This window comes from Ureaplasma canigenitalium ATCC 51252, from assembly GCF_000712165.1.
Classification (GTDB): domain Bacteria; phylum Bacillota_I; class Bacilli_A; order Mycoplasmatales; family Mycoplasmoidaceae; genus Ureaplasma; species Ureaplasma canigenitalium.
In genome coordinates this window covers 276,941-301,225 of sequence record NZ_KL544010.1, presented here as the reverse complement: position 1 = coordinate 301,225, position 24,285 = coordinate 276,941, and the positions used below count along the sequence as shown (strand labels likewise).

The following is a 24,285-nucleotide window of genomic DNA, read 5'->3' as shown; positions in this document are numbered from 1 at the left end:
TTTCTTGTATCCTATTCAAATAAATATAATTAATTCTAGCCTAGTTGTATTTTAAAATAAGAGTAGAGATAAAGTTAGTGGGGTATAGAAATGAGTATCGTAAAAGTTGATATTAATTGGGATTTAAAATTAAGTGAAATAATAAAGCAATACGACACCGAAAAAAATCTTCACAACTACTTTGAAGATAACCATATTTTTTCATTAAATGAAATAAAAAAAATCCTGAATGATAAGTTAAAGATGGATGATGACAGTGAAAATGTCAATAGTTGGAATGTCAAAAAAATGATTGCTATTAATGAGGCATTTTCACATCGGTTCCAACTTGGATATTATGATGAAGAACTTTTGAAATATGTACCAGCAGATCCAATTGAAGTCCTTAATGTATTAAAGCAGAATAGTCAACTAAGAGAAGTTATTTTCGCTTCCTTTAATCAGCATCCGGAAGGGATTGTTGATCAATATTTAGATCTTGAATACCTTGATGACTTATATATGATTGATAAGTTAAAAGATTTTCATTGAGAAAATTTTTATTGTAATCTTTCTACCCTTGTCAATATTCCATTAGAACATAAGAAGCATCAAGAGAAATATCCTATTTTCTTTAATTCAGAAAGTAATTTGAGATTATTTAGTAGTTATTTTAATCTACATTTAGATCAAAAAAATGAAGTACCATTTCTCTATTTAAAGAATAGTATTATTAGTCTTATGTCAAAGAGAGAGATAAGAACTTACCTTGAAGATTTTTTTAAAACAAGTGATGGTAAAACTTTTCTTGAAAAAATAAAAGAAGATGAAAATGCTTTCCACTTCTTACGAAACACTATCGGAATTTGCAATATTTAGTTTATTTAGGATTTGACAATGAAAACGATTTTAATTGTAGGAGCTACTGGTGGAGTTGGAGAGAGACTTGTTCAAACTTTAGCTGGTGATTCATTATTACATCTTATCCTTGTAGCACGTAATCAAGATAAGGTAGAAAAACTTAAACAGAAAATATCCGGTACTAATGTTAAAGTAACCATTCATATTGCGGATTTAAGTAAAAAAGATGACGTCGAAAAACTGATTATTGACCTACAACAATATCAGATTGATGTTTACATTAATAATGCTGGAATAGGTAGTTTCGATTACGTTGGAAACATTAAGGATGAAGATCTTGAGCGATTGTTCCGGATCAACGTGCTTGCTCCGATTCAAATTACCAACGGAATCGTAAATCAAATGTATTCTCGGGGACACGGACATATTATTTATGTTTGTTCGATGTTATCAAAATTTGCTTTTGCTAACACTTCACTTTATTCATCAACAAAACATGCTCTTCGTGGTTTTGCGAATGCTCTTAGATTAGAGGCTAAGGAAAAAGGGATAAAGGTTTCTGTTGTTAATCCGAATGCGATTGAAAATGATTTCTTTAAGAATGCTAAAGCTGATGGTTCTTTTATAAGAAAATATACTAAGCAATTTTTATCTGTTTCTTATGTTGCGAATAAAATTATTAAATTAATAGAAAAACCAAGAGAAGAAATTGATTTACCTAGTTCGCTTGGATGTCTATATAAGCTTTATATCCAAGCTCCTTCGTTTTTCAATAAATTTATTTATATGAAACAAAAGAAGAAGCAATAAGGTTGAAAATTAATGACGAAGGGTAATGAGTCCAAGACCATCATCGATATCAATCAAAGTGAAGTCAAATTGGTCGTTATTCTTCAATCAAATTAATAATTGATTTAGGTCGTTTAACACTTTTTCCATATAAGGGGTTTTATGTTCTTGATTTCGAAACTTTTTTAAGTATAGATTATCAATAAACATGATTCCATTTTGATTTAAATATGGGAGATATTTAGTAATTAATTGTTGCTGTTTTTGCTTTGGACCATCAATCAGGATGACATCGAAGGTTGATGATGGAGTGTACTCAAATGCATCTTCATTAACAATGACGAACGATGGATCATTAATCTGGTCAATATAAGACTTTGCGGTTAAATAATGGACATTATTTTTCTCAATAGTATTAATTTTATTAATAGAAGAACAAAAAGTATAAATCCCGATTGAACTATATCCAAAAGCCGTTCCGATTTCAAGGTATGATTGATATTGATTATTATTAATTTTTTCCACAATATATTGAAAAGTCTGTCATCGAAGGATCGGAATATTTTTTTCAATACATAATTTATGATTATCTTCAAATAATCTTAAAAGAAATTCTTGTTGCTTCATTTACGATTTCTTATAAACACCTTTGGGTTGATGACCATTAAGTTTTTTGGTAGCTTCTTTTTTTAGTCTTACTGCTGGTTTTGTACGAACTACTTTCTTGTTACTTTTGATTAAGTTAAGAAGAGTTGCATAAGCTTTTCTTGCTTCAATCATTGAAAAAATTAAGGTAAACATATCAGCACGGTCGCTAAATTCGTAAGTTGCTGTCGCTGGTATGAACTCATAATTGCTAATTAAGTTATTTCTTAAATAAAGATAATTTCTGACATCAATAACCTTTTGATCTTGATCGTATGTTCCAACATGGTATAAATCATCAAACGAATGAAGGAGAGTAAGACCTTCTTCCTTCAGTGATGTTTCAAGAATTTCATTGCACATTTCTTCCACGTTCGAAAGATCAATTGAGTCATCAGAACCAAGTTCTTCAGTTAGGTATAAGTAATAATTCTTAATTTGATGACGTGTTTCTGTGGTGAGAGATTCGTTTTCACACATATCCTTAATGAACGAAAGTAAACTAAAACTATCCTCAAAATTTAAAACAATGCTTTTATTTTTCTTATCGAGTTGAATATAGTTTAAAGCACTTTTGTTATAGTCGTACATTAGGTAGAATCTCCTTTGGTAAAAGTTTATTTAATTATAGAGTAAAAAACTTTAATTATTAAAGTTACTTAATGAAATAAAAGAGAGGATTTATTTAAGTTTTATTTAAGACTAAAAGGGTAATTTTGAGTGTTTGTATGACGAGATGTTTTAAAATATAAAAATAAAGAAGGAAGAAAAATGCAACCAGTAACTTTAACTCTAGAACAAGATCAAATCAATACTTTAATGCGAATTTTAAGTAGTTACAAAGCACCAAATAACAATATTTATTTACTCTATTTTTTTAAGATTAAAGATATTGGTTCAATAAGTGTTTATCAATCAAGAAAGGTTGTTTTTAGCCTGAAAGATGCTTCTTCTTTTCTGTTCATCATTAAAAAAGCAAACCAGGATTTATACCTTTATTTAAAACAACATATCATTGCTAAAAAAGAGACTACGATCAATAAAAAAATTAATGAAGAAATGTTGTTTGATCAATATGATTTTGTAATTGGAAATGACGAGACTGGAGTTGGTGATGTCTTTCTTGGGATAGTTGTCTGCTCTGTTATGGTTGATTACCAAAAATACCAATTGATTAAGGATGACCCCTTAATAAGAGATTCAAAAACCTTGACGGATGATGAAATTAATAAAACCTTTCTTAAATATCAGAATACCATTCCCTATAACATCGGGGTGTCTGATGCACCGAGTTACAATGCTTTTATTAAAAAGATCCCAAATAGTCATATTTTGAAGACCAAAATGCACTATCTTGCATTTAAAACAAATATTAATAAAATCAATGGTAATAAGAATTATTGTCTTATCCTTGATCGGTATGTTTCTGATAAAAAAATGAGCGAATATTTCGATGTTTTAGGGTATCAACCAATCAAAATTAACATTAATGTTCCGGGAGCTGAAAGTCAGTACAAAGTGGTTGCTTTAGCTAGCATTTTTGCGAGAGCAATGCAGAATCAAATTAGGTCAAAGTTAGCTAAAGAAATCGGTTTTTTTCTTCCTTATGGAGCGAATAATCAAGTTATTTATCCTGCTGTCGATCAACTTTATCACAAGTATGGTAATTTTGAAACAATTGATAGTTTAGTGAAACAACATTTTAAAAATTATCAAACAATTAAGGAAGAGTATTTAGCAATGATGAAAAAGAATAAATAATTTTCTAATTTTTTCACTTTTTTGCGAATAAATAAGCAAGGAGGTGAAAAATGAAAGAACTAAATTTAACAACAAAGCAAGAATTGGTCGGTGGTTTTGCAGCGGCTAGTGGTTCTTTTAATAGTTATATGTGAAATAAAGCGATGGTAGGTTCTGTTCTGGGATCAACCATTTCAGGATTTTTCTCTACTATCGCTCAAATGGTATATGCTTTTAACGAAGAACCAGCAGTTCCGCACTATCGTCTCATCGATAACACTGCTGCTCGTATTTATGCACGAGTCGCGCCCCATCCATCGCGTTCAACATTGAGTTTTGGTAGTCCTTTCTTCTAATCAATGAAAGAATTAACAATTAACGAAAAAGAAGCGACAATCGGAGGGTTCGCTGCCGCGGCTCTTGGGATATGAAATATTATTTTAATTACATCAATAGCGGTCAATACCGCTTTTAGTGTTGCTGGTGGTGTTGCGAACATTGTTCTTAGTTCAAAGAAGAAACCAATCAATAATTCTTCCTTGAAAGTTGATAAAATAGATAATGTTGAATATCAAGGTTATGAGTCTGTGTCCGTCCATCCTAGCGCTCATTTTGTAAGGTATTTATAAATTTTATGATTAAAGATATTAATGTTCTAAAAAATAAGAAACTTCCTAAAAATGTCGTCGGATACGACTATGAAGCAACTGACAACTTGATTGATGAAATCGTTAATGAATATAACCTTCTAAAAGAAGAAAATGAATTAAATAAGAAAATGGTCAGTGAACTCCAGTCCTTTAAAAAAAAGTATCTTGACCTAGAAGAATATGTCAGTAAAGTTGAAGCTTGAATTAGCGACATCCGAGCTGTTGTTGACAAGAAAGATACCTTTAACTTATTTGATGATTTACCAAAACGAAATAAATAATGAAATTAATTCACGGTATTGATTTAGTAAAATACACACGGTTTCTGTCTTTAAGCTTACCTGAGCTTAAAAAATATGCATCGAAAATTATGCATCTAAAGGAAATTATCCACTTTGATAGTTTAGAAGGTCTTGAAAAAGTGAAATATCTTGCTTCGATTCTTGCTTGCAAAGAATGTATTTTTAAAGCACTTGGGACTTCTTATTCATATAAAGATATTTATATCTTGAAGACTGAAAATGGTCGTAAAATTTACATTAACAACACTGAAAAAAATAATCTCATTCTTTCCCTTTCCTATGAACAAGATTATTTAATTGCCAGTTTAGTCGGTTTTGTTAATGAGTAAAGTTCACTATCTGTTTTGGAAGAAAACCGCTTGTTTTTTTCAAAATCGTTAGTGTTTTTTACTTTTTAAAATGTTATTTATATGTTTATTAGTAAAACGGTAAATATAAATTAGTCTTAAAGCAAAGTAATTACTTTAAGAAAAGCATTTTAAGTCTTTTTCGATTTTAAGATTGATGAACTTCCGGTTCATTTTTAATAATTTCCTTTAAATAAGGTTCTAACCTTTCAATTATTCCAGTGACAAGAGCGTTTCCCATCATAAAGTATCTTTTGCGATCATTCATTGTGTCGGTTCAATCAAGTGGAAACATTTGGATTAACTCACATTCATTAGGAGTTAGCAATCTATATTGCTTTAGATTCATATCAAAAATAATATGCGATGAACGATTGACAGATCCTTCACTAGTTAAAAGTGTTCTAGCTGGAGAATCTAAATCATCAGGAAAATTCATACTTCCTTCGCTATAAAAATATTTGTGTCCGCTTTTTGAAAAACGTTCAATTTTTTTTGCCCCCTTTAGATATATTCATTTATCAAGATTATTTAAATCTACGATATATTTTTCATAGTTATTTTTTTTGTTAAATGCTTTATTAATAATTTTTTTCAGTGGGAATATGTTTTCACGAATAGGATTAACATCGAACATTTTAACGACACCATTTAACATAATGCCCGAATCTAGAAACTTACCATCATGGTAATTTTTAGTAATATCCATAGCATCTTTGTAGTGATTTAAATCTAATTCTTTAATTTCACTTTTTATTTCTATAGGGAAAACTGTGTTGAATAGATTAGAAGGTAATGGTTGCTTTGAAAGGTCGGAATCTTTAAAAAATAATGTATTTTCCTTGAAAGCAAAAATGAAAATACGCTTTCTTTTTTGCGGCATTCCATAATAAGAAGCGTTAATTACCCTTCATTGAACACCGTATCCTAGATTATGAAATGTCTTGAGCATAATTGCAAAATCTCTACCCTTCATACCGGATGGAGATTTAAGAAGACGATCAACATTTTCTAATAATAAAAAAGGAGTTTGTTTGGCTTCAATAATTCTTTTTATTTCCCAAAAAAGAACCCCTTTTTTTCCTTCTATACCCTTTTCGTTGGTTAATGATTTTGCCACTGAATAATCCTGACAAGGAAATCCAGCAACCAATAGCGAGTGATTAGGAATATCAGCAGCATTAACATCTTTAATGTCAATGTTTGAACAAAAACTATCTACAAATCTTTTTTTGTAACAGTCATAAGCATGTTGAGCAACAGTTAATGGTTCATATTGATTAGCATAAAGAAATTCCCACGAACCTTTTTCGATTGCTCGACCTTTTGAATCGATATTATTAATTTTATTTAAACCGACCCTGAAACCACCTACACCTGCAAAAAGTTCAATAACAGTTAATTTCATATTTTCCTACTTCAAAACATCTTCAATAATTTTAGCTATATATTTATTGTTTAATCCAAAACATTGGTGGTCATCATATCACCATTAGGTAGCATGTCCATATCTTTTTCAGTTCCGTTACCAAATTTTTCACCCTTAATAATATAGGCACTTTTAGACGAATGAGGCCTTAAATGAAAAATTTAGAACACTTTCGAAATTATGATTAATTAACTTTTTACTTTATTTCAAAATATCGTTTAAATAGCGAGGATTATAATTCGATGGATCTTCATTTTTAACAACTTTGACATTTTCTGCTTTCAAATGACAATAATGTATTTACTTTTGTTTTTATGTATTGTTTCAAGAAAAGTTTGATTGAAATTTTTTTACTTTTTGAAGTGCTTTTTATACATTTCATATCATTCTTCCATTTTCCCCATTGTTATACAACCAACAGGACAAACGAGACAACAAGCTCCGCATGAAATGCATTTTTCATCAGCTCATGCCTTACCGTCTTCATCAATGTGAATAGCATCGACTGGGCAAACACTTTCACATGCTCCACATGAAATACATAAACTACGATCAACAATTGCAATTTGTTTACTTGAAGCCATTTTCTCTTTCCTTAAATACCTTATTAACTAATGAATTTGTTTCTTTAATGATACCACCACCAAGACAGATTTCGTTTTGATAAAGAACAGCAAACTGACCAGGTGCGATGCTAACTGTTCGAATGTGTTCGATTTCTATTTCTCCATTGTCTTTTAATATTAAATTCTTAACATTAATAAGTTCACCGCGATGTCGAAAACGAACTTGGAGATGGTTGAAATTAGATGGTTGGTAGATAAAATTAAAACTCTCAAGAGTTGTTATTGTTGAACTTAGATACTCATTTTTCTTATCTTCTTCAATGACATACAATTGCTTGTTTCTAATATCTTTATAACAAACAAAATACTTACTTTTCATTCCAGAAAGATGTAGATCCTTATTTTGACCGATAGTATAATACATTGTTCCAATGTGTTCACCAATAACTTCATCGGTTAAAAAATCAATAATTTTTCCTTTTTGATTAGGAATATAGTTCGAAAGGAATTGACGAAAATTACGTTCACCGATAAAGCAAATACCGGTTGAATCTTTTTTATCAGCCGTATTTAGATGGTGTAATTTTGCTAATTCACGGACTTCTTTTTTTGACAGATGACCTATTGGAAAAAGTGTTTTTCTAATTTGATCTTGGTTAAGTTCACAAAGAAAATAGGTTTGGTCTTTATTTGTATCCTTAGCTTTTGTAAGTAGAGAATAATTCTCATAATGAACAACATTTGCATAATGTCCCATCGCAATATAATCAACCTTTAATTCATTTAAACAGTAGTTAAGAAAATGTTTAAATTTGATGTTTTTGTTACACAAAACATCAGGATTTGGTGTTCGGTTATTTTCATATTCCTTTATAAAATAAGAAAACACTTCGTTTCAGTATTCTCTAACAAAAAAAACTCTCTTAATTGGAATATTAAGGATTTCACACACCTTCTTTGCATCTTGATATTCCTTTTCTTTAGAACAATTTGCATCGTCATAGTTTTCATCGCCACTTAAAACTTCCATATTACTGATTGGGTCCCAATTTGACATGTGAACTCCAATCACATCATATCCTTGTTCTTTTAAAAGAAGAGCGACAACTGAACTATCAACACCCCCAGAAACTCCAACAGCGACTTTAATTTTCTTGTTTTTAACTTTATCTAAATCCATATTAATAATTTTAAAGTAAATATCCTTAATTCTCTTTTTAATCTTAAAAGAGTTGAGATAAAAAAAGTAAATTGAAATATTATTTAGATTAACATTTAATATCCTTAACTTCTGAAGGCAAAAAGATTAGTAAAAACAATAATTTTCTTACTTTTTATCATTTTTTCCTTTTTAATAAAAGGTATTATTAAATTCAATACTTAAATTATTATTTTAATAATAATATCCGAAAGGAGTATCCTTATGAAATTAAAAATTAAAAAAACCTTATTTGGTATTCTTGGAGTATCGCTTGTACTTGGAACATTAGCTTCCATCGCAGTTGCTTGTCGTAATAATGGTTCAAAAGCACAAAACCCAAAACCGACTCCAAAACCTAAACCTTCACCAGGAACGACCGAAGTTGATTTTAATCAGTTAAATACTAAGGTTACCGTTCAATATAAGGATGCTAATAATACACTCTTTAAAGATGCATTATTTGATGCAGATAAATATCTTTTTAATACTAACGATGACACTGTAAGTGTTCTTTTTATTAGTGCTTCGAAGGATTCTACCAATACTAAAATTGTGGTTACTTATCAACTAATGAAAGGGGATAAGAAGTCGAATAACTTTACGAAGGAAATTTTAGCATCAAGTTTTAAGCAAGAAGAAGTTAAAAAATATCCGACAAAAGCAAACATAATTACCGTTCATGATAAAACAAAAAACGGAGCTTCTATTTCGGTTACCCTAGATTACCAAGTTGAAAAAAATGCGACAGTTAAGGTTAAAATAACTAATTTAAATCAAGTTATTGAACAAAAAATTACAAACAGTTCAAATATTGTTACTTTCAAACTTGAAGGTCTTCAACAGAATGTTGAATACAAAGTAGAATCGTTGACTGTGATTGATGCTGAAACGAGAGACATTGATGTTTCTGCTATCAAAAATAGTGTTATTAGTGTTGAAGATTCAAAAGAGAAAAAAGATGCTAAAAACGAGATTCAAGACATAATGCTTCTTTCAAGAACCGAGACCTCACTTGAACTTAAATTCATATTTAAAGATGAGATAGATAATGATGCTACGATTAGTTTTAAAATTAATGAATTTAAAACACCTTACACTTTTAAGACCACAAAAAAAGGTAATGAATTTACCTACAACATTAATGGATTAAGCGAAAATACAAATTATCGAATATCTTCGTTGACCGTTAACGGTAAAGAAGTTGACTTAGCTAGAGTTAAGGATAAGGAATTTCAAACAGTTGATCCAAGTCAAGCAATCAAAGATCCGAAACCAACTAAAGTAGTTGTTTCATCTAAAACTGCAACGACTTTACAATTAACAATTTCTTTTGATAAAGAGATTGAAAAAGGAAAAAAAGTTATAGTTAAGTTGGTTGGTGTTAATCCTGAAGTTTCAGAAACATTAACTGCTAATACAAACACAGTAACTCTTGATTTTACTAATCTAACTAAAGGTACGAAATATAAAATTGAATCAATCAAGATTGGAGATACAATTCTTGATTTAGATGCAGTTAAGGATACTGAATTGATGACCGACGAATCGAAAAAAGTTGATCCGCCTAAAGTCGATGAAGAACCTAAAATAACAAAACTTGAGTTAGACGAATCTTCAAAAACTGCAAATTCCTTTACTCTAAAACTTACTTTTGATAAGGAAGTGAAAAAAGGAACAAAGATTAAAATTGAGTTAGATAAAGAAGATAAATCTGTTGAAAAAACACTAGACATAGATAGTAAAGAAATTTCCTTCGACTTCAAAGGTCTAACTGCTAAGACTACTTACAAGGTTAAAAATATCACTCTTGGTGATAAAACATTAGATATTAATGCAATTAAAAATCAAGAATTAATTACCAAAGAAGACAAAAAGGTAAATCCACCAAATCCGGGTGCTGAACCGATGGTTACTGGTATTACAATTGCTGAATCATCGAGAACAACCGAATCGTTTACATTGAAAGTTGCTTTTAATAAAAAACTTAAAATAGGTACTAGAATCAAGGTTGAACTTGATAAGGATAATAAGTTGGTTGAAGTTACCATTGACAAAGAAACCAATGAAGTTGCAGTGATGTTCTCTGGTTTAATGAAAAACACAATGTATCGAGTTATTAAGGTTTCGCTTGATGGCAAACAACTAAATTTAAGTACTCTAACTAATAGTAATTTTGAAACAGCAGACGATGAAGGTATTACGAAGCTAAAAGCAAAAGTAACAAAAGCCGAACTTACAAGTTCTACCTACAATTCATTCACCCTTAAAGTAACTTTTGATAAGGAATTACCGGATAATACCCATTTAACTTTTAAGTTAATAAATAATGAAGAATTGAAAATTGTACAGGTAACAAAAGCATCAAATGAGGTAAATGTTACCTTCCAACGGTTGGAACCAAAGACAAAATATAAAATTGAATTTATTTCTAATAATAACAACAATCTTGACATTTCTGCTATTAAAGATCAGGAGTTTGAAACACCTGATGTTACTGAAGCATCAAGAGTTGAAAAATTAGAAGTAAAAGATAGTTCACCAATTGGTATTGTTCTTGGAATTACTTTTGATCACGAAATCAAGGCAGGTCTAAAGATTTATTTTAAATTAAAAGATAAAGAAGATCTTATTGAATCACCAGTTGATACTAGTGGTAAAGAAATTGAAGTTGTACTATCACATTTAGAACCGAATAAGAAGTACATAATTGAAAAAATACTTGTTGAATCTAAAGAAATTAATTTTGACAATTTTAAAACTTCACCTGAATTAATGACGAAACCACAACTAAATCAACGGAGCTAATTTAATCGCTCTATTTAACTAATAAAACATTTTCCATTTTGGGGAATGTTTTTTTTAGATTATCTAAGATTAAACATAGATAGCAACTAATGAAATTAAACAATGTTATTAATGCTATCGTAACACTGGGAAGAGTATACTATCAAAACTAAGCGAAGATTAATTTTTTGTATCCACCTATTGAATAAGAACAGGAAAACCTTTTCATTTTTTTGAATGGTTCCGGGAGAAGCACCTAAATAACAAAAAAATCCATTTTAAAGACTTTAAGACGGATTTTTTATTCGTTATTAGTTAATGATTATTTAATTTTTTCTTCATTTAGTTCAGCTAGACGTTTATTTAAATATCATTGACTAAAGTAGTTTGTACCTAAATCGAAAGTATAAATGTCAAGGGCTTCAGTGATGTTTTTTTCTCTTGTACCAAGGTAAATCTTATTTTCTTTTTCATTGAATTCAACCTTATAACGTTTAAGACCGACACGTTTTTTAATTCCATTCTTTTCGAAGAAGAATCGAGGGTCATCGGAGTCTGTGACATAGATTGCTTTTACTATTCCATCTTTGTCAAAATCTGCCCCCCAAACATTAATAATGTGGTTATAGGACACACTACCATAAGTATGTGAAATACCAAGGGCACGATTATTTAAGATTTCATTTTTTAATCGGTTACTAAGGACTTGTTTTTTACTTCCTTCGTTGAAAGTTCAACGATTAGTTAATAAATGTTGCTTAAAGATATTCTTAAATCATCCGTGCACAGATGATTTATGTCGTTCATATTTAAATTCATTGTTTCGTGTAGAATCAAGTGGATCATAGGCATAACCATTTATTAAGGTATCAAAAAGTTTATGCGGATAAACAAATTTACCTGAGAAGACATTTTTAATCATTTCAAACAATTTACTGTTTTCTGTAAAAGTTTTAACACCATCATTATTATTTTCAAAGAATTTATTGACTTCTCTAAAATCGCCAAATTTTACAATACCATTATTTGGGTCTTTTAAGTATTCTTCGATATAAAAACTATTTACTGAACTTCAATAATGGATAGCATTGATAGCAACAACTGCTGCACAAAGGAAGTTGTCACCACGAGCAAATTCTTTGTTGATATCAAACCACCCTTCGTTATTGTTTTCTTTGTGTTCTAGAAATCATGTATCAACATCTTCATCCTTGTTAACATAATGATAAAAATCTCTAAAAGAAGGATGAACATCAGCTAGAAATAAAGTATCTGTTACCCCCTCTTTTTTTAAGAACTCACCAAACTCTGTACCATCTAAATCGCTATTTCGGTTATTTTTTCTTATATCAATCTTAGGCTCATATTCTTCATATTCTTTGTAAATGCTGACTTCTTTATAGATTTTTAGGATTTCATGTTCATTCTTAAGACTATCTACCCTTGATCTTAAGGTTGCTTTTCGACTACTATCTGTCAAAGTGTCAATGTGTTTTTTAATTTCTTCTCTTGTCTTTTCGACAATTTGATTGAACTTATTTTCATAAGTAATTAAATTATCAAAAGTTAAAGCACTCTCGACATTTTTTAATAACTCTTTCTTCTCAGGATTCATATCACTAAGATTTTCATCGATTTCTTTTATAAGAGTTGTCTTTTTCTTTTCAAATTTGTCTTCATCACTCTTTTGTTTTAAAAGAGATTGGTCGACTCTTATCTTTATCTCGTTTATCTCATCGGTTGTTTTAGCCTTGTCAAGGAGCGAATTAAAAGATTCTTGTTCAGTTTTATCCTTAATCTTTTTAACTAGTTCTTTTACTTGGTTTTTAAGGTTATTTAATGCTTCGTTTTGCTTTTCTATTTTCTCTTGTTCGTCTTTATCGGGAGAATTTTTTTCAGGAACTAATGGGTTTTGATGCTCTTCAGGTTGTTTTGGTATAGGTTGCTTTTGATGGTCATTTGGTGTTTCTTTACTTACATCAGGTTTATTTAACTTTCCGTCTCTCTTTGGTAATTCTTCAGGTGCTCGATGATGATTATCTTTTTTTGATTCTTCAACACTATCCTTCTCATTAATGTGCGGTGGATTAGACATTTCTTTTGAAGAGTTATCCTCATGTTTACCATCTATCTTTGAGTTTTGCTGGTCGTTTTTCAAATTACCATTTTTATCGTTTTTTTCAGGAACTTTCTTACCGTTTTCTTCTTCCTTTATTCCCATGTGTTCGAGTTCTTTGATTTGCGAATCATTAATACTCTTTTTTTGACTAACACAACTTGCAAGTATTGTTGTTGTAAGAAGAGAACCAATGATGGAAGTTGAAATAAGTACCTTTTTACTTTTTTTCATCTTTTAACCTTTCATTACCAAAACTAATTTAGTAAACTAAATTATAAATATTTATTAGGTGTGAATCAAAAAAATATAGCATAATAGACAAGAATAGAAAGAAAGGTAAAAAAGTTATTAACTTTTTCGTTCTAATCATATTGTTGCCATCATAAATTACTTTTATGATGATATCATCAAACATTATGAGTATTTACATTATAAGAACTGATGCTTTAACTTATATTGAGTATCTTAAAAAGCAATATGGACAAGAACTTTTTGATGCGATTATTACCGATCCACCTTACAACATTTCAAGACCTAATAATTTTAAGAGTATCGGTCGATCTGGAATTGATTTCGGTCGATGAGATTACCAGTTTAATCAGGTTGAATGAATAAGGAAAATAACTCCTTTGCTAAAGAAAGGAGGTTCTTTAATCATCTTTAATGATTACAAGAATCTTGGTGAAATTGCTAAGGTGATTACCGAATGTGGATTGGAAGTCAAAGATTTGATTCGGTGGGTTAAAAATAATCCAATGCCTCGCAATGTTGAACGCAGGTATGTAACTGATTTTGAGTTCGCACTTTGAGCAACTAAAGGTGAGAAATGAACCTTTAATAAACCAAAAAACTCTAAGTACCTACGACCATTTTATAAATTTCCTGTAGTTGGGAAAAGTAAGGATAAAATTCACCCAACTCAAAAGTCAGTTGATATGCTAAAAAACATTATTAATGTTCATACAAACGAAGGGGATTTGATTTTTGATCCCTTCTCTGGGAGCGGTTCATCTTTAATTTCATCAATGTTAACTAACCGGGTAGCTATTGGTTGTGAACTTGATGAAAAGTACTTTTTTGATATGAAAAAAAGAGTTGCGGAGCAAAAGCAAAACCATCTTAAAAAAAGCATAATGAATGTCGTTCGAAGTCCGCTTTATTATCTTGGTGATAAATATAAAGTATTAACTCAAATTTTTCATCTTCTTCCAACAAACATTAACTCATTCTATGATGTTTTTGGTGGCGGAGGAACAATGATTGCGAATGTCGTTGCGAACCAATATCTTTATAATGATATAAATACTGATGTAACCAAACTTGTAGCATTTCTAGCCGAAACAAAAATTGAAAAAATTATGTCATATATATATATATATATCTAGATATAACTTACAAAAGGGTAATACTGGTGACCGGGAATTAAATAAAAGAAATTACAATATCCTTAAAGATGACTACAATGCTCTTTCGAATAAGGATAGTTTTGAAGGAAAAATAATGCTTCTCCTTCTGGTCATCTATGGGTTTAATAGTCAAATACGATTTAATAGTAAAAACGAATTTAATATACCAATTGGTAAGCAAGATTTAAATCCGTGTCGGTTACTGCATCTAAAGAAGTTTGTTAATACCTTAAAAGGGAGAAACATATCGTTTACTTCTAATGATTTTCGGTATTTATACTCCTTAGTCGAATCAGGAACAATAAAGCAAGATGACTTCCTTTATTTTGATCCACCTTATTTAATTACTAATGCTTCATATAATGCTAATTGATCAACAAATGACGAAAAAGATCTTTATTTATTACTTGATTTTCTAAACGAAAAAGGGTTCCGTTGAGCCTTATCAAATGTTTTTCAATCTAAGGGTTTGAAAAACGAATTATTAATATCATTCAGCGAAAAATATAAAGTCCACCACTTAAATATTTCCTATAAAAACTCAAACTACCAACGAAAGAGTAAAGAAACCGATGATGAGGTTTTTATTACTAACTATGAAAACTAGTTCTTTTAATAAACTTGGTGGAACTGAATTTCGTGTTGAAAAACAGGTTAATACATACTTAGCACTTCTAGATTGACTAAGTCGACAAAAGGGTGTGACAAGTTATAAGGAACAGCATCAAAATTTTATTGATTGATGTAATGAAGAAAGGATTTATTGTTACCAGAAGAACGATAAAATAGAACGTCTTTCAATGATTTTTAACAGACTAGAAAGTTATGGATTGGTCAAAAAAAATGAGTTGGGTGTTTATCAAACCATAGATGATATTGATTACAATTTTTCTTCATTTTTCAAGTCATTGTATGACAATTATTTCCCCTTCCGAAAGATGGTTGATTTTCTTTATCAAGCAAAGGAAAAAAGCAGCCGAGTTGAGTATGAAAAACTTATGTTAACTTTTTTCTGCATTGAGGAAGATGAAGACTTTGCTGAACTCTATCATCGTATTTCTTTTCAAGTGATTGTTGAAGCAGAAATTAAGAATCTGCAAGAAGACCAACAATTCGATTTTATCAAAAATTCAACCTTTAAAAAACCGCCAAAAAATATTCATTATTACCGTATGATTTACGAACGAATAATTAATGGGACGATATCTAGCATTAGTTTAAATGATTTATCTGATTATTCATTTGATGCTTCTAAGAACCATCTTCTTGATACAATTAGTAACAACAAAAAGAAGGAAAAGAAGGATGAATTCATTAAACGGATAAGACAATTTGACCTTTCTACTTTCTTTCAAACAATCATTCATAACAAGCTTCATAAACTAATCTATAAGGAATATTTTGATCTGCTTGGTCGCTGATTGAACGAGTTTTGTTTATGAAAAAATAAGGACAAAAAGTTTGTTAATCAATATGAGAATCCATGCTTAATGAAAGATGAAAATGGTGCGATTTATTTTCAAATGAATGTTGAAGAAATTAAGGAATATCCTTTTACTTTCGAACAAGTAAAAAAGACTCTACAATCTGTTAACGTCAAAAAATATGAGTTTAAGGATGGACGTGATTTTACAGCGATTAAAGATATTCCTAATGCAACTATCGCTGAATATTTCGTTAACCTTTACTTTGGTTATAATTTAACGATTCCACCAAATGAATTTAGTAAGTACTGTAAAACCAAAATGAGCCCTGATCTTTATCCTACATCGCCAGCTCCAGGAGGAACTTCAGATTTTATTTACCAGAGTGAAAAAAATGTGATTAGTGTTGAAACTACTATCCATCAAACACCCAAGGAATTTTTTAAAAATGAAGCCTGGAGTTGCGTTAATCATATTTTTGGTTACATAAAAGACAACCGAATCAATACCGAGAAAACTTCCCCGCACTTGATTATTGTTTCTTTTTTTGACAAAAAATCAAGAAATCCTAATAACTTAAATCCTTATAAAATGATTAATTCAATAATGAAGACTTGTTATAAAGACCATTTTATGAAGGATAAAAAAATAAGTAATGCAGAGAAAAAGGTAGATATTCCTGATAATCTCTTTAACCTATGTACCTTTAAGGATTTATCCGATGAATCTGATATGTTCATTCAGGAAATATTGACCCAAAATTAATAATGGAGAACAACAAAATAAGCAATTTTAGGATTTAATCGGTTAAATTGCTTATTTTTCTCTTACAATAATTCACTAAATTGCTAATATTTTAATCCTTAAAAAAATGAGCAGTGATTTATAAATTTATTTAAAATAAATATTATAAATAAAGGTGGTTTTATGGCAAAGAAAAGCAAAGCTATTTTCCTAAGTACCCTAGGATTATTGACGACCGGAGTTGTTGCTCTAGGAGTAAGTGGTTGCTTCTTTCTTAGACCATTTCAAGAACAACCAGCTCCAATTGCTCCGGTACCAAATCCCGGTTCTGGTAATACAAATTCGATTCTTAAATTACCAAATGCTGGATTGCTTCACTCACACAGTCAAGTTGATAAAAACACAAGTAGTCTTAATAAGAAAGCGATTTCATTGAAGTTTACTATTCCGTTAAATAACACGAACGGTATTAGTATTTTTGGTACGGGATGAATTTTTGATTTTAGTCTCAATAATCCGAATATGGATTATGACCAAGCAACCATTGACGATGTAAAGACTTTTTATATTGCGACTAACATCCATGTCATAAACGCAGTTAGTTCAGCACGGCAAAATGTTGAACTAAGTTTGGGGTCTATTAATATTAATGATAAGAACCACGATCCGCGACTTACCGCTAGCTATGGTAATAATAGAATTAATCGCTTCACAAGAACTCAAGCTAATGCTTCAAATAGGGAAACTTCAATTCTTGATGAGTGATTTTTAGCTGACAAAACCCCAGGTACTTTTGCTATAGCTCCTGTTGGAATTAAAGATTATGCTTCCAAATTTTATAGTGATAACTTAGCTAAAATTAGAGCACAACGTGGCCTTACTAATTTAACTAATGCATCAGATCTTGCTATTATCAAAATTCGACCGACTGATGCTCAGAAAAAAGCAATTCGTGCTTTCCGCGAATTTGACCCACAAAAAGGGGTTAGTTTTGGTGATGCTTATAATAACGAGTTAGTTGAAGAACGAACCATTTTCCTTTCAGGTGGTTATCCTAGTCTAGGAAGGGGAAATCCACAAGATTCAATACCACGTTATCGTCAATATAAATCTTATTATTCAAACTATACTAGTTCGTTTGGTGCACAGGAAAACTACCGTGCTGATAATCCTATAGTTTTTAATTATCGTTCGAAATTATTGAATCAAAATAATATTAAGGATGTGGGAAAAGGTGACAATGGTCGTGACCGTTTTACGACCGGTGTTTTCCCTTATCATTCGTATGATGTACCAATTGAAGGTTTCGACCTTGGTCCTGGTGCTTCAGGTAGTCCGGTAATTGATAAGAATAACAATATTATTGGTATTTATTGGGGAGGATTTAACCTAATTAATAAGCGCAGTATTTTCTATGGTAATTTCACACCAATTTTCTGGAGTTCGTCAAATAAAAAAGATTTATCACAAGATTTGTTAAAGAACTACCTTGCTTTTACTGCTAATGATTTAACCTTCCTTGATCGTAACTATACAACAAGTATTCTTGAAGAAAATATTAGTCCTAAAAACAAGGAAATTTACTTGAAGTATCTTGCTGATTTAAAAAATGAGAAATATCAACGTAATAAAGTGGTTGATAAAATTTATGCTTACCGGAAGGATAGTGATTTTATTAATGAAGGAAGCAATGCTGACTTTAACGATTTAATTACCACTTTCTATCAATTTATTAAGAAGTTAATTGACACGGAAACTCTTAATAAAACTCATGGTCAACTTCCACCACCTGATGACATCAAGGGTATTGAAATTAGTTGGGATGAACGCAAAAACATCGCGATTAAGGTATCATTTATCTTTGATAAAGAAATCAATTTTGGTACCGTTGGTAGTTTTAGAATTAATTTTCTTGTTTTAAAGTAGTGTTGTAACTTACTTTTTTTCCTTTATTTATTAAAATATAAGTAAATAATAGGAAGTATTTTTATGGCAGAGACAACAAAAAAAGAAACAAAAACTGACAAAACTGCTACAAGTAAAGTAGTTTATTACCTATCTCCGAATGGAGATAATGGATGAAAGATTATGAAAAAAGGTGGTCTTAAACCTTCTAAGGTGACTACCACGAAAAAAGAAGCGATTGAGTACATTAAGACACTTGGTCGTAATCAAGAAGCTGTCGTATACATTCAAAGTAAGACTGGCCAAATCCAAGAAGTGCGAAACTACCGAAGCAATTAAAAAACACACGAAACATCTCGTGTGTTTTTTCGCTCCATCAAACCTTTTATTTTAATAGAAAGCAAGTCTTAATGGAACTTCGGCTTTAAGTAAATCAACCCCGCTTATTTTCTTTATTAAGAAATCGTAAATGATGTCAACGAAATTATATTCAGATAAATGGTGGACATCCATTATGTTGTAGTTTTTTTCGTTTGCTTCAATTCAGTCGTGGTATTTCAGATCACTTGTTAAGAAGACATCGATGTCGTGGTTTTTAAAAATATAATCACTAAAACGGAACCCACTTCCAGCGACAAGTGCGAACTTGTGGATTTTCTTAGTTCGGAATTTATCACTAGCGGTAATCATCGGTGAACCAAGATCTCCTCTTATTTTTCTAGCTCAGAAGTCTTGACCAAATTCTGACTTACTTTCACCGGTAAAGACATACTTGTTGTTGGGATCTTGTTTGATATTAATTAGTTCGATTAATTTAGCGAATTTATGAGTAATTGATTGACTAACTTGATCAAAAGCCGTATGTAGGGAAATAACAGATATCTGATGACTTTTAATTTTTTCGATTAACGTAGTATTGATGAATCAATCTTTTGTTTCATCATCTTTTACTTCTGTTTTAAGAGGATGGTGGGTGATGATTAAGTTTACATTATCCTTAATTGCACTATCGACAATTGAAGTTGTTAATTCAAGGGTAATTAAGATTTTTTTGATGTCTAAATCAAAATCAAAAATAATCCCATTAGTGTCTCATTCTTCACCATCTTTGATTTTGAAACTATCGTATAATGTTTTTAAGATTTCATTAGTTTTCATATTTATGTAAAAAATCCTTTATTGCCTGGTATTCGTTTTTTAGTTTGGAACTTACTTTAGATATATTTATTGTAGAATAAAAAGACATCCTATCCTTTAAATATTCAATGTATATATCTTTATAATTATCTAATAAATCGTTGTCAATATACCTATTAAAAATTATCCTATCCGTTTTTCGATTATCTTTTTGGTAGTGAAAGATGAAATAGTATATTTTATTCTCATATACAATGTGCGAACTAATTTTTTTGAATCCTAATTTTTCCATTTCTTCTTGTAACAAATAAGGATTGTTGTTGCTTTGAAGAATATAGTTTTTAATTGATAAATGATGATTTTTTATAATATCAATAATTTTATTGCTTCCAAGCCCCGCAATGATTAAATAATCAAAGATGATAGTGGATGATAGGTTTTTTAAACCATCATTAACTAACGGAAAAATACGATCTATGAGACCGTATTTTTTAATGTTCCTAATCCCAGACTGTAGCGGTTCATAGTTAATGTCAATCGGGAGAGCAAAATATGTTTTTTTACTTCGTATTAGTTCAATGTCAAGGAGACAATGATCACACCCGACGTCAATAATGCAATTAGCATTGTCAATGAGAGAGGCAATTTTTAATAAACGTTTATTTTTCAGTAGCATCGATGAATGAACGGAGTTTTGTTGTTTTAGAAGGATGTTTAAGTTTGCGAAGTGCTTTTGATTCAATTTGTCGGGCACGTTCCCGGGTAAAACCGTGCATTTCTCCCACTTCTTCAAGGGTGTAAGGACGTTCGTATGGAGCCAGACCAAATCGGGCTTTAATGATTTCTTCTTCTTTTGGAAGAAGAACTTTACGGAAGATTTCGTTGATTTGTTCGTTTAATGCTTTACGTTCAGTGTACTTGATTGGTGAAATGATTTCATCGTCAGATATGAAATCACTAAATTGTGATTCTTCATCGTGACCGATTTGCTTATCAAGTGAAACAGGATCGATGTTTAGCTTTTTAATTTCAACAACACGCTGAGCGGTCATTAGAGCATTTTTGTCGTCTTTCTTAATGATCGTAGTGTTCATTAAGTTTGCAATTTCCTCGGCGGTTGGATCACGACCTAGTTCTTGCAGAAGACTACGTTCAGCTTTTGTTAATTTATTAATAACTTCAACCATATGAACAGGGATTCTAATTTGACGGGCTTGATCTGCGATAGCTCTTGTAATACTTTGGCGAATTCATCAAGTTGCATATGTTGAGAATTTATGCCCCTTACTATAATCAAACTTATCAATTGCTTTTAATAGACCGGTTGAACCTTCTTGAATTAAATCTTCGAGTTCAAGTCCACGGTTTAAGTATTTTTTAGCAATACTAGTGACAAGTCGTAGGTTAGAAGTGTAAAGTTGATGTCGTCCAATCTTTGCGATTTCAGGATCTTCATCACATGCCATTTTTGCATACTCAACTTCTTCAGCGTGACGAAGCATTTTACTCTCACCAAGAACTCCAAGATAAGCCTTGATACCATCATCTACTTTTTCTGAAGTTGATGAACTAAAACCGATTTTATAAGCAGAAATTTCAACAGTATCATCAATTCCGTACTCATCTTTTTTTCTTACATTACGACTTAATGAGCGAAGGGAAAGGTCGAAATCAGATACTTTGACCCCGACTTTACCAAGAACTTCAACAATTTCGTTAAATTGTTCATCTTTTAGGTTTAGATGCGAAAAATATGATTGTAATTTAACAAATTTAATTTCGTTCTTTACACGTTTTTTCTTACTTAAATCTTGAAGAACACTAATTAAAATTAACTCAGGATCCCTTGTGTCGTTATTCTTTAAGTTACGACTTTCAAAAATTCCGGCTTCTTTTTCAGAAAGGGTAAAAGAAACCAAAAATTCGTCCTTAAAACTTAGTTTAATTTGACTCTTAATCTCATCTGATATTTCAGCTTGATCATTTACTAATTTTTTGGCCATACATTTCTCCGTCATTAAGTATTAATTATACCATTTATTTAGTATTTAAAAAACGCTTCAAACATTTAGCGAAGTTTATCCCATATTTTGGACTAATATAGTTTAATAAAAGAAAAAAGGTAGTAAGTTGCCCGACACCATATGGGACAGGAGTGTATTTGATGTGTCGTTTTACACAATCTTCATGATCAATTAAGAATGAACCTTTAACTTTACCGTTAAGAATTTCAAAAGTCCCATCGATCAGTACTGCATTATCTTTTAATTGATTAGTATGATAAGCATTCGCTTGGTTAATACAGGAAACAACGACATCAGCTTTATTGAAAAGAGTTTTTTTATCGGTTGTTTTTGTATGCATTAACATCGTTTCTTGAAAACCATTCTGTTTCTCTATCAAATGGTAGATAAAACCACCAAGATGTTTACTCCGACCAATAAAAAGAATGCTTTTGTCTTTTTTTACTAGATCTAGGTATTCAATTAGGAAGTAAATAGTTGCGACTGTTGCTGGATAATATTTAAATGATTGATAATCAATATGATTTAATAATTTTGATCGTAACCCATCAATATCGTTTTCTGATGAGAGAAAGTTTAATAAAGGGAGATAGATGTTAGGTATCGGTAGTTCAAAAAAAAGAAAGTGTGATGAAGCGATTTGACCGATATACTTTTCCCATTCTTCAATATTTCTTGACCTCAAATCAAGAATTTCGATTGGTATTTGATAATTTTCACTTAACATTCGTTTGCTTTTAATATAAGCTGAATTAATGTCAACGGCTTCGCTATCGTAAAAAATGGATATTGTTTTTTTTCTACTAAAGGTTATCTTTTCAAGAAAGGAAATAATTTCTTTTTTGATTTGTGCTATTTTTAATCGTAAATTCGTCATACTATAAAAACAAAGACCACTGGTCTTTGTTAGTTGTTTATTTTTTTAGTTTAGTTTCAACATCAATCATTTTGTTAGTTCTACGGTCACGAAGGGAAACACGAACTTTTGGATCATCAACGATAAATGTAGGAGCAAGAAGTGGTTCACGCGAAATAATTTTTTCATCAAGATAAACTGGTTGTTTTTTGTTATCAAGCTCTTTTAATTCATCGTAAATTAAGTTTAAATTATAATCATTCTCAAAAAGATCACGAGCCAAATATGACTTTGTTTCGTATAACAATGAGTGCTTAATGCGGTCAATCATTGTACGGTAATAGCCGTAATTCATTAACGGATGCTTAATGTTTTTAAGGAAAGTTCGGTATGTATTTAGGTCTTCATAAGCTGATAACAAAGTATCTAGCGTTGAAAGTTCAACTCCAACAGAAACCATACTCTTCACCATATAGTCATAATGGTTTTTAATGTAAAGACCCTTCTTGTCACCACGATAGACCATATTAAGTGTTTTAAGACTTAATTCCGCTCCCTTAACATAATTTTCTGTTCTATTTAATTCTTGTTCTGAAACAATATCTTCAAGAACACGAACAATCCCGATTAATCGCGAAAGATAGAGTGCAATGGTTTCGTGACTCTTGTATGTTTCGTAACTATTAAGAGTTTGTTTTGGACTATAAAGCGGATTGTTTTTGTTTAACATTTCTTTTTTATAACTTTCGATTTTAGCAAGTTTTTTTCTTGTAAAAAGCATATGATTGCTATCAAGCTGATAAGCTAGTTCGTTAAATACAATTTCCGCATTTGATTTTTTTCGTTTATCCTTTGAAGGGAAAGGATAACGAGACGGTTCCGCACTAAAAATTGAGTAGTGATCAAAAAAGAAATCAAGATCGATACGGTTTTTATATTTTTGAACAATTAATTCTCGTTCTTCCTCTTCTCTGACATCAAGATCATTTAGGATTGCAGCATGTCATTCAAAAATGTGATTTTGAATAATCTCTTCATTGATTTCAATGTTTTTGTTTAATCGTTCTTCATTATGATCAACAAGTTCTTGTGTCACGTTGTGACCGATTTTTTCGTACTTAGCAATCGCATTATTGCAGAAGTCACTATAAGCATCATCAATCTTTTGGTCAAGTTCTTTAATATAAGATTTTAGTTTTTCTAGATCAACAAGATTATCCCAAATGACAATTTCAGTGATTGGCAAATCATTTCCGTAATATGGTTTGTATACATTTAAAGATCCACCAATACGGTTTTTAGGCTTATTAATATTGAACAATGTATCGTCATTATTGTCCTTGATTAGCTGTACCTTTTTTGTAATATTTTCCATAA

General features: G+C 30.5%; 24 protein-coding genes. 13 read left to right on the top strand and 11 right to left on the bottom strand.

The features are described 5' to 3' along the window. The first annotated feature begins 90 nt into the window (after positions 1-90). Both T416_RS0103235 and T416_RS0103230 read left to right on the top strand, forming a co-directional pair. Positions 91-858: a hypothetical protein gene (locus tag T416_RS0103235; protein WP_031489376.1), complete on the top strand. Its 768-nt coding sequence runs from the start codon at positions 91-93 to the stop codon at positions 856-858. 18 nt (positions 859-876) lie between these two features. Then, a complete protein-coding gene (locus tag T416_RS0103230; protein ID WP_051676018.1) occupies positions 877-1,650 on the top strand; it encodes an SDR family NAD(P)-dependent oxidoreductase in 774 nt (257 codons plus the stop codon). A 9-nt stretch (positions 1,651-1,659) separates the two neighbouring features. Here the strand turns inward: T416_RS0103230 and T416_RS0103225 are convergent, their stop codons facing one another. Then, complete coding sequence (locus T416_RS0103225) at positions 1,660-2,256, bottom strand: O-methyltransferase (RefSeq protein WP_031489374.1); 597 nt, start codon at positions 2,254-2,256, stop codon at positions 1,660-1,662. After that, positions 2,257-2,865 carry a hypothetical protein gene (locus T416_RS0103220; protein ID WP_031489373.1) on the bottom strand — a complete coding sequence of 203 codons (609 nt, stop codon included), beginning with the start codon at positions 2,863-2,865 and terminating at the stop codon, positions 2,257-2,259. A 180-nt stretch (positions 2,866-3,045) separates the two neighbouring features. Here T416_RS0103220 and T416_RS0103215 point away from each other — a divergent pair, with 180 nt between their 5' ends. The 5 genes from T416_RS0103215 to T416_RS0103195 are packed head-to-tail and all read left to right on the top strand — an operon-like array spanning position 3,046 to position 5,295. Next, positions 3,046-4,035 (top strand): DUF3378 domain-containing protein, encoded by a 990-nt coding sequence (locus T416_RS0103215; RefSeq protein ID WP_031489372.1) that lies wholly within the window; start codon positions 3,046-3,048, stop codon positions 4,033-4,035. A 50-nt stretch (positions 4,036-4,085) separates the two neighbouring features. Further along, a complete protein-coding gene (locus T416_RS0103210; protein WP_031489371.1) occupies positions 4,086-4,370 on the top strand; it encodes a hypothetical protein in 285 nt (94 codons plus the stop codon). A 3-nt stretch (positions 4,371-4,373) separates the two neighbouring features. Beyond that, entirely contained in the window at positions 4,374-4,643 is a 270-nt protein-coding gene (locus T416_RS0103205; RefSeq protein WP_031489370.1) for a hypothetical protein, read from the top strand. A 5-nt stretch (positions 4,644-4,648) separates the two neighbouring features. After that, positions 4,649-4,945: a DivIVA domain-containing protein gene (locus tag T416_RS0103200; protein WP_031489369.1), complete on the top strand. Its 297-nt coding sequence runs from the start codon at positions 4,649-4,651 to the stop codon at positions 4,943-4,945. Beyond that, a complete protein-coding gene (locus tag T416_RS0103195) occupies positions 4,945-5,295 on the top strand; it encodes a 4'-phosphopantetheinyl transferase superfamily protein (RefSeq protein ID WP_031489368.1) in 351 nt (116 codons plus the stop codon). The genes T416_RS0103200 and T416_RS0103195 overlap by 1 nt, the downstream gene beginning before the upstream one ends. Positions 5,296-5,461: 166 nt before the next feature. Here T416_RS0103195 and dcm read toward each other — a convergent pair whose 3' ends face one another. From dcm to mnmA, 3 genes are all read right to left on the bottom strand, one after another. Further along, positions 5,462-6,721: a DNA (cytosine-5-)-methyltransferase gene (gene dcm / locus T416_RS0103190; protein ID WP_031489367.1), complete on the bottom strand. Its 1,260-nt coding sequence runs from the start codon at positions 6,719-6,721 to the stop codon at positions 5,462-5,464. A 371-nt stretch (positions 6,722-7,092) separates the two neighbouring features. Beyond that, the gene (locus T416_RS0103185; RefSeq protein ID WP_051676015.1) at positions 7,093-7,326 is read right to left on the bottom strand and encodes a 4Fe-4S binding protein; all 234 of its coding nucleotides are present in this window, start codon (positions 7,324-7,326) and stop codon (positions 7,093-7,095) included. Next, the gene (gene mnmA / locus T416_RS0103180; RefSeq protein ID WP_031489365.1) at positions 7,313-8,488 is read right to left on the bottom strand and encodes a tRNA 2-thiouridine(34) synthase MnmA; all 1,176 of its coding nucleotides are present in this window, start codon (positions 8,486-8,488) and stop codon (positions 7,313-7,315) included. The genes T416_RS0103185 and mnmA overlap by 14 nt, the downstream gene beginning before the upstream one ends. 243 nt (positions 8,489-8,731) lie before the next feature. Here mnmA and T416_RS0103175 point away from each other — a divergent pair, with 243 nt between their 5' ends. Further along, on the top strand, positions 8,732-11,314 hold the full coding sequence (locus T416_RS0103175) for a DUF1410 domain-containing protein (RefSeq protein ID WP_031489364.1): 2,583 nt from the start codon (positions 8,732-8,734) through the stop codon (positions 11,312-11,314). 301 nt (positions 11,315-11,615) lie between these two features. On the opposite strand, the gene T416_RS0103170 is transcribed toward T416_RS0103175, so the two are convergent. Next, positions 11,616-13,643, bottom strand: coding sequence for an IdeS/Mac family cysteine endopeptidase (locus T416_RS0103170; RefSeq protein ID WP_031489363.1), 2,028 nt, complete (start codon positions 13,641-13,643; stop codon positions 11,616-11,618). Between the two features lie 185 nt (positions 13,644-13,828). Here T416_RS0103170 and T416_RS04055 point away from each other — a divergent pair, with 185 nt between their 5' ends. The 5 genes from T416_RS04055 (at position 13,829) to T416_RS0103145 (ending at position 19,230) form a co-directional block, all read left to right on the top strand. Next, positions 13,829-14,797, top strand: a complete 969-nt coding sequence (locus tag T416_RS04055; RefSeq protein WP_084277179.1) for a DNA methyltransferase — start codon at positions 13,829-13,831, stop codon at positions 14,795-14,797. Further along, positions 14,760-15,425, top strand: coding sequence for a DNA adenine methylase (locus T416_RS04050; RefSeq protein WP_051676013.1), 666 nt, complete (start codon positions 14,760-14,762; stop codon positions 15,423-15,425). Before T416_RS04055 ends, T416_RS04050 begins: the two co-directional genes overlap by 38 nt. Further along, positions 15,415-17,007 (top strand): hypothetical protein, encoded by a 1,593-nt coding sequence (locus T416_RS0103155; RefSeq protein WP_031489362.1) that lies wholly within the window; start codon positions 15,415-15,417, stop codon positions 17,005-17,007. Before T416_RS04050 ends, T416_RS0103155 begins: the two co-directional genes overlap by 11 nt. Positions 17,008-17,169: 162 nt before the next feature. Beyond that, complete coding sequence (locus T416_RS0103150) at positions 17,170-18,912, top strand: DUF31 family putative serine protease (protein ID WP_031489361.1); 1,743 nt, start codon at positions 17,170-17,172, stop codon at positions 18,910-18,912. Between the two features lie 63 nt (positions 18,913-18,975). Next, positions 18,976-19,230, top strand: a complete 255-nt coding sequence (locus T416_RS0103145) for a DUF2188 domain-containing protein (RefSeq protein WP_051676011.1) — start codon at positions 18,976-18,978, stop codon at positions 19,228-19,230. Between the two features lie 51 nt (positions 19,231-19,281). Here the strand turns inward: T416_RS0103145 and T416_RS0103140 are convergent, their stop codons facing one another. Genes T416_RS0103140 through T416_RS0103120 form a run of 5 tightly spaced genes read right to left on the bottom strand, consistent with a single transcriptional unit; the run spans position 19,282 to position 24,283 of the window. Beyond that, entirely contained in the window at positions 19,282-20,049 is a 768-nt protein-coding gene (locus T416_RS0103140) for a Nif3-like dinuclear metal center hexameric protein (protein WP_031489359.1), read from the bottom strand. Continuing rightward, entirely contained in the window at positions 20,039-20,704 is a 666-nt protein-coding gene (locus tag T416_RS0103135) for a class I SAM-dependent methyltransferase (protein ID WP_031489358.1), read from the bottom strand. The genes T416_RS0103140 and T416_RS0103135 overlap by 11 nt, the downstream gene beginning before the upstream one ends. Beyond that, positions 20,688-22,031: an RNA polymerase sigma factor gene (locus tag T416_RS0103130; RefSeq protein WP_031489357.1), complete on the bottom strand. Its 1,344-nt coding sequence runs from the start codon at positions 22,029-22,031 to the stop codon at positions 20,688-20,690. The genes T416_RS0103135 and T416_RS0103130 overlap by 17 nt, the downstream gene beginning before the upstream one ends. A 34-nt stretch (positions 22,032-22,065) precedes the next feature. Next, complete coding sequence (locus T416_RS0103125) at positions 22,066-22,929, bottom strand: bifunctional 5,10-methylenetetrahydrofolate dehydrogenase/5,10-methenyltetrahydrofolate cyclohydrolase (protein ID WP_031489356.1); 864 nt, start codon at positions 22,927-22,929, stop codon at positions 22,066-22,068. 37 nt (positions 22,930-22,966) lie between these two features. Then, positions 22,967-24,283, bottom strand: a complete 1,317-nt coding sequence (locus T416_RS0103120) for a hypothetical protein (RefSeq protein ID WP_031489355.1) — start codon at positions 24,281-24,283, stop codon at positions 22,967-22,969. Between the last annotated feature and the right edge of the window lie 2 nt (positions 24,284-24,285).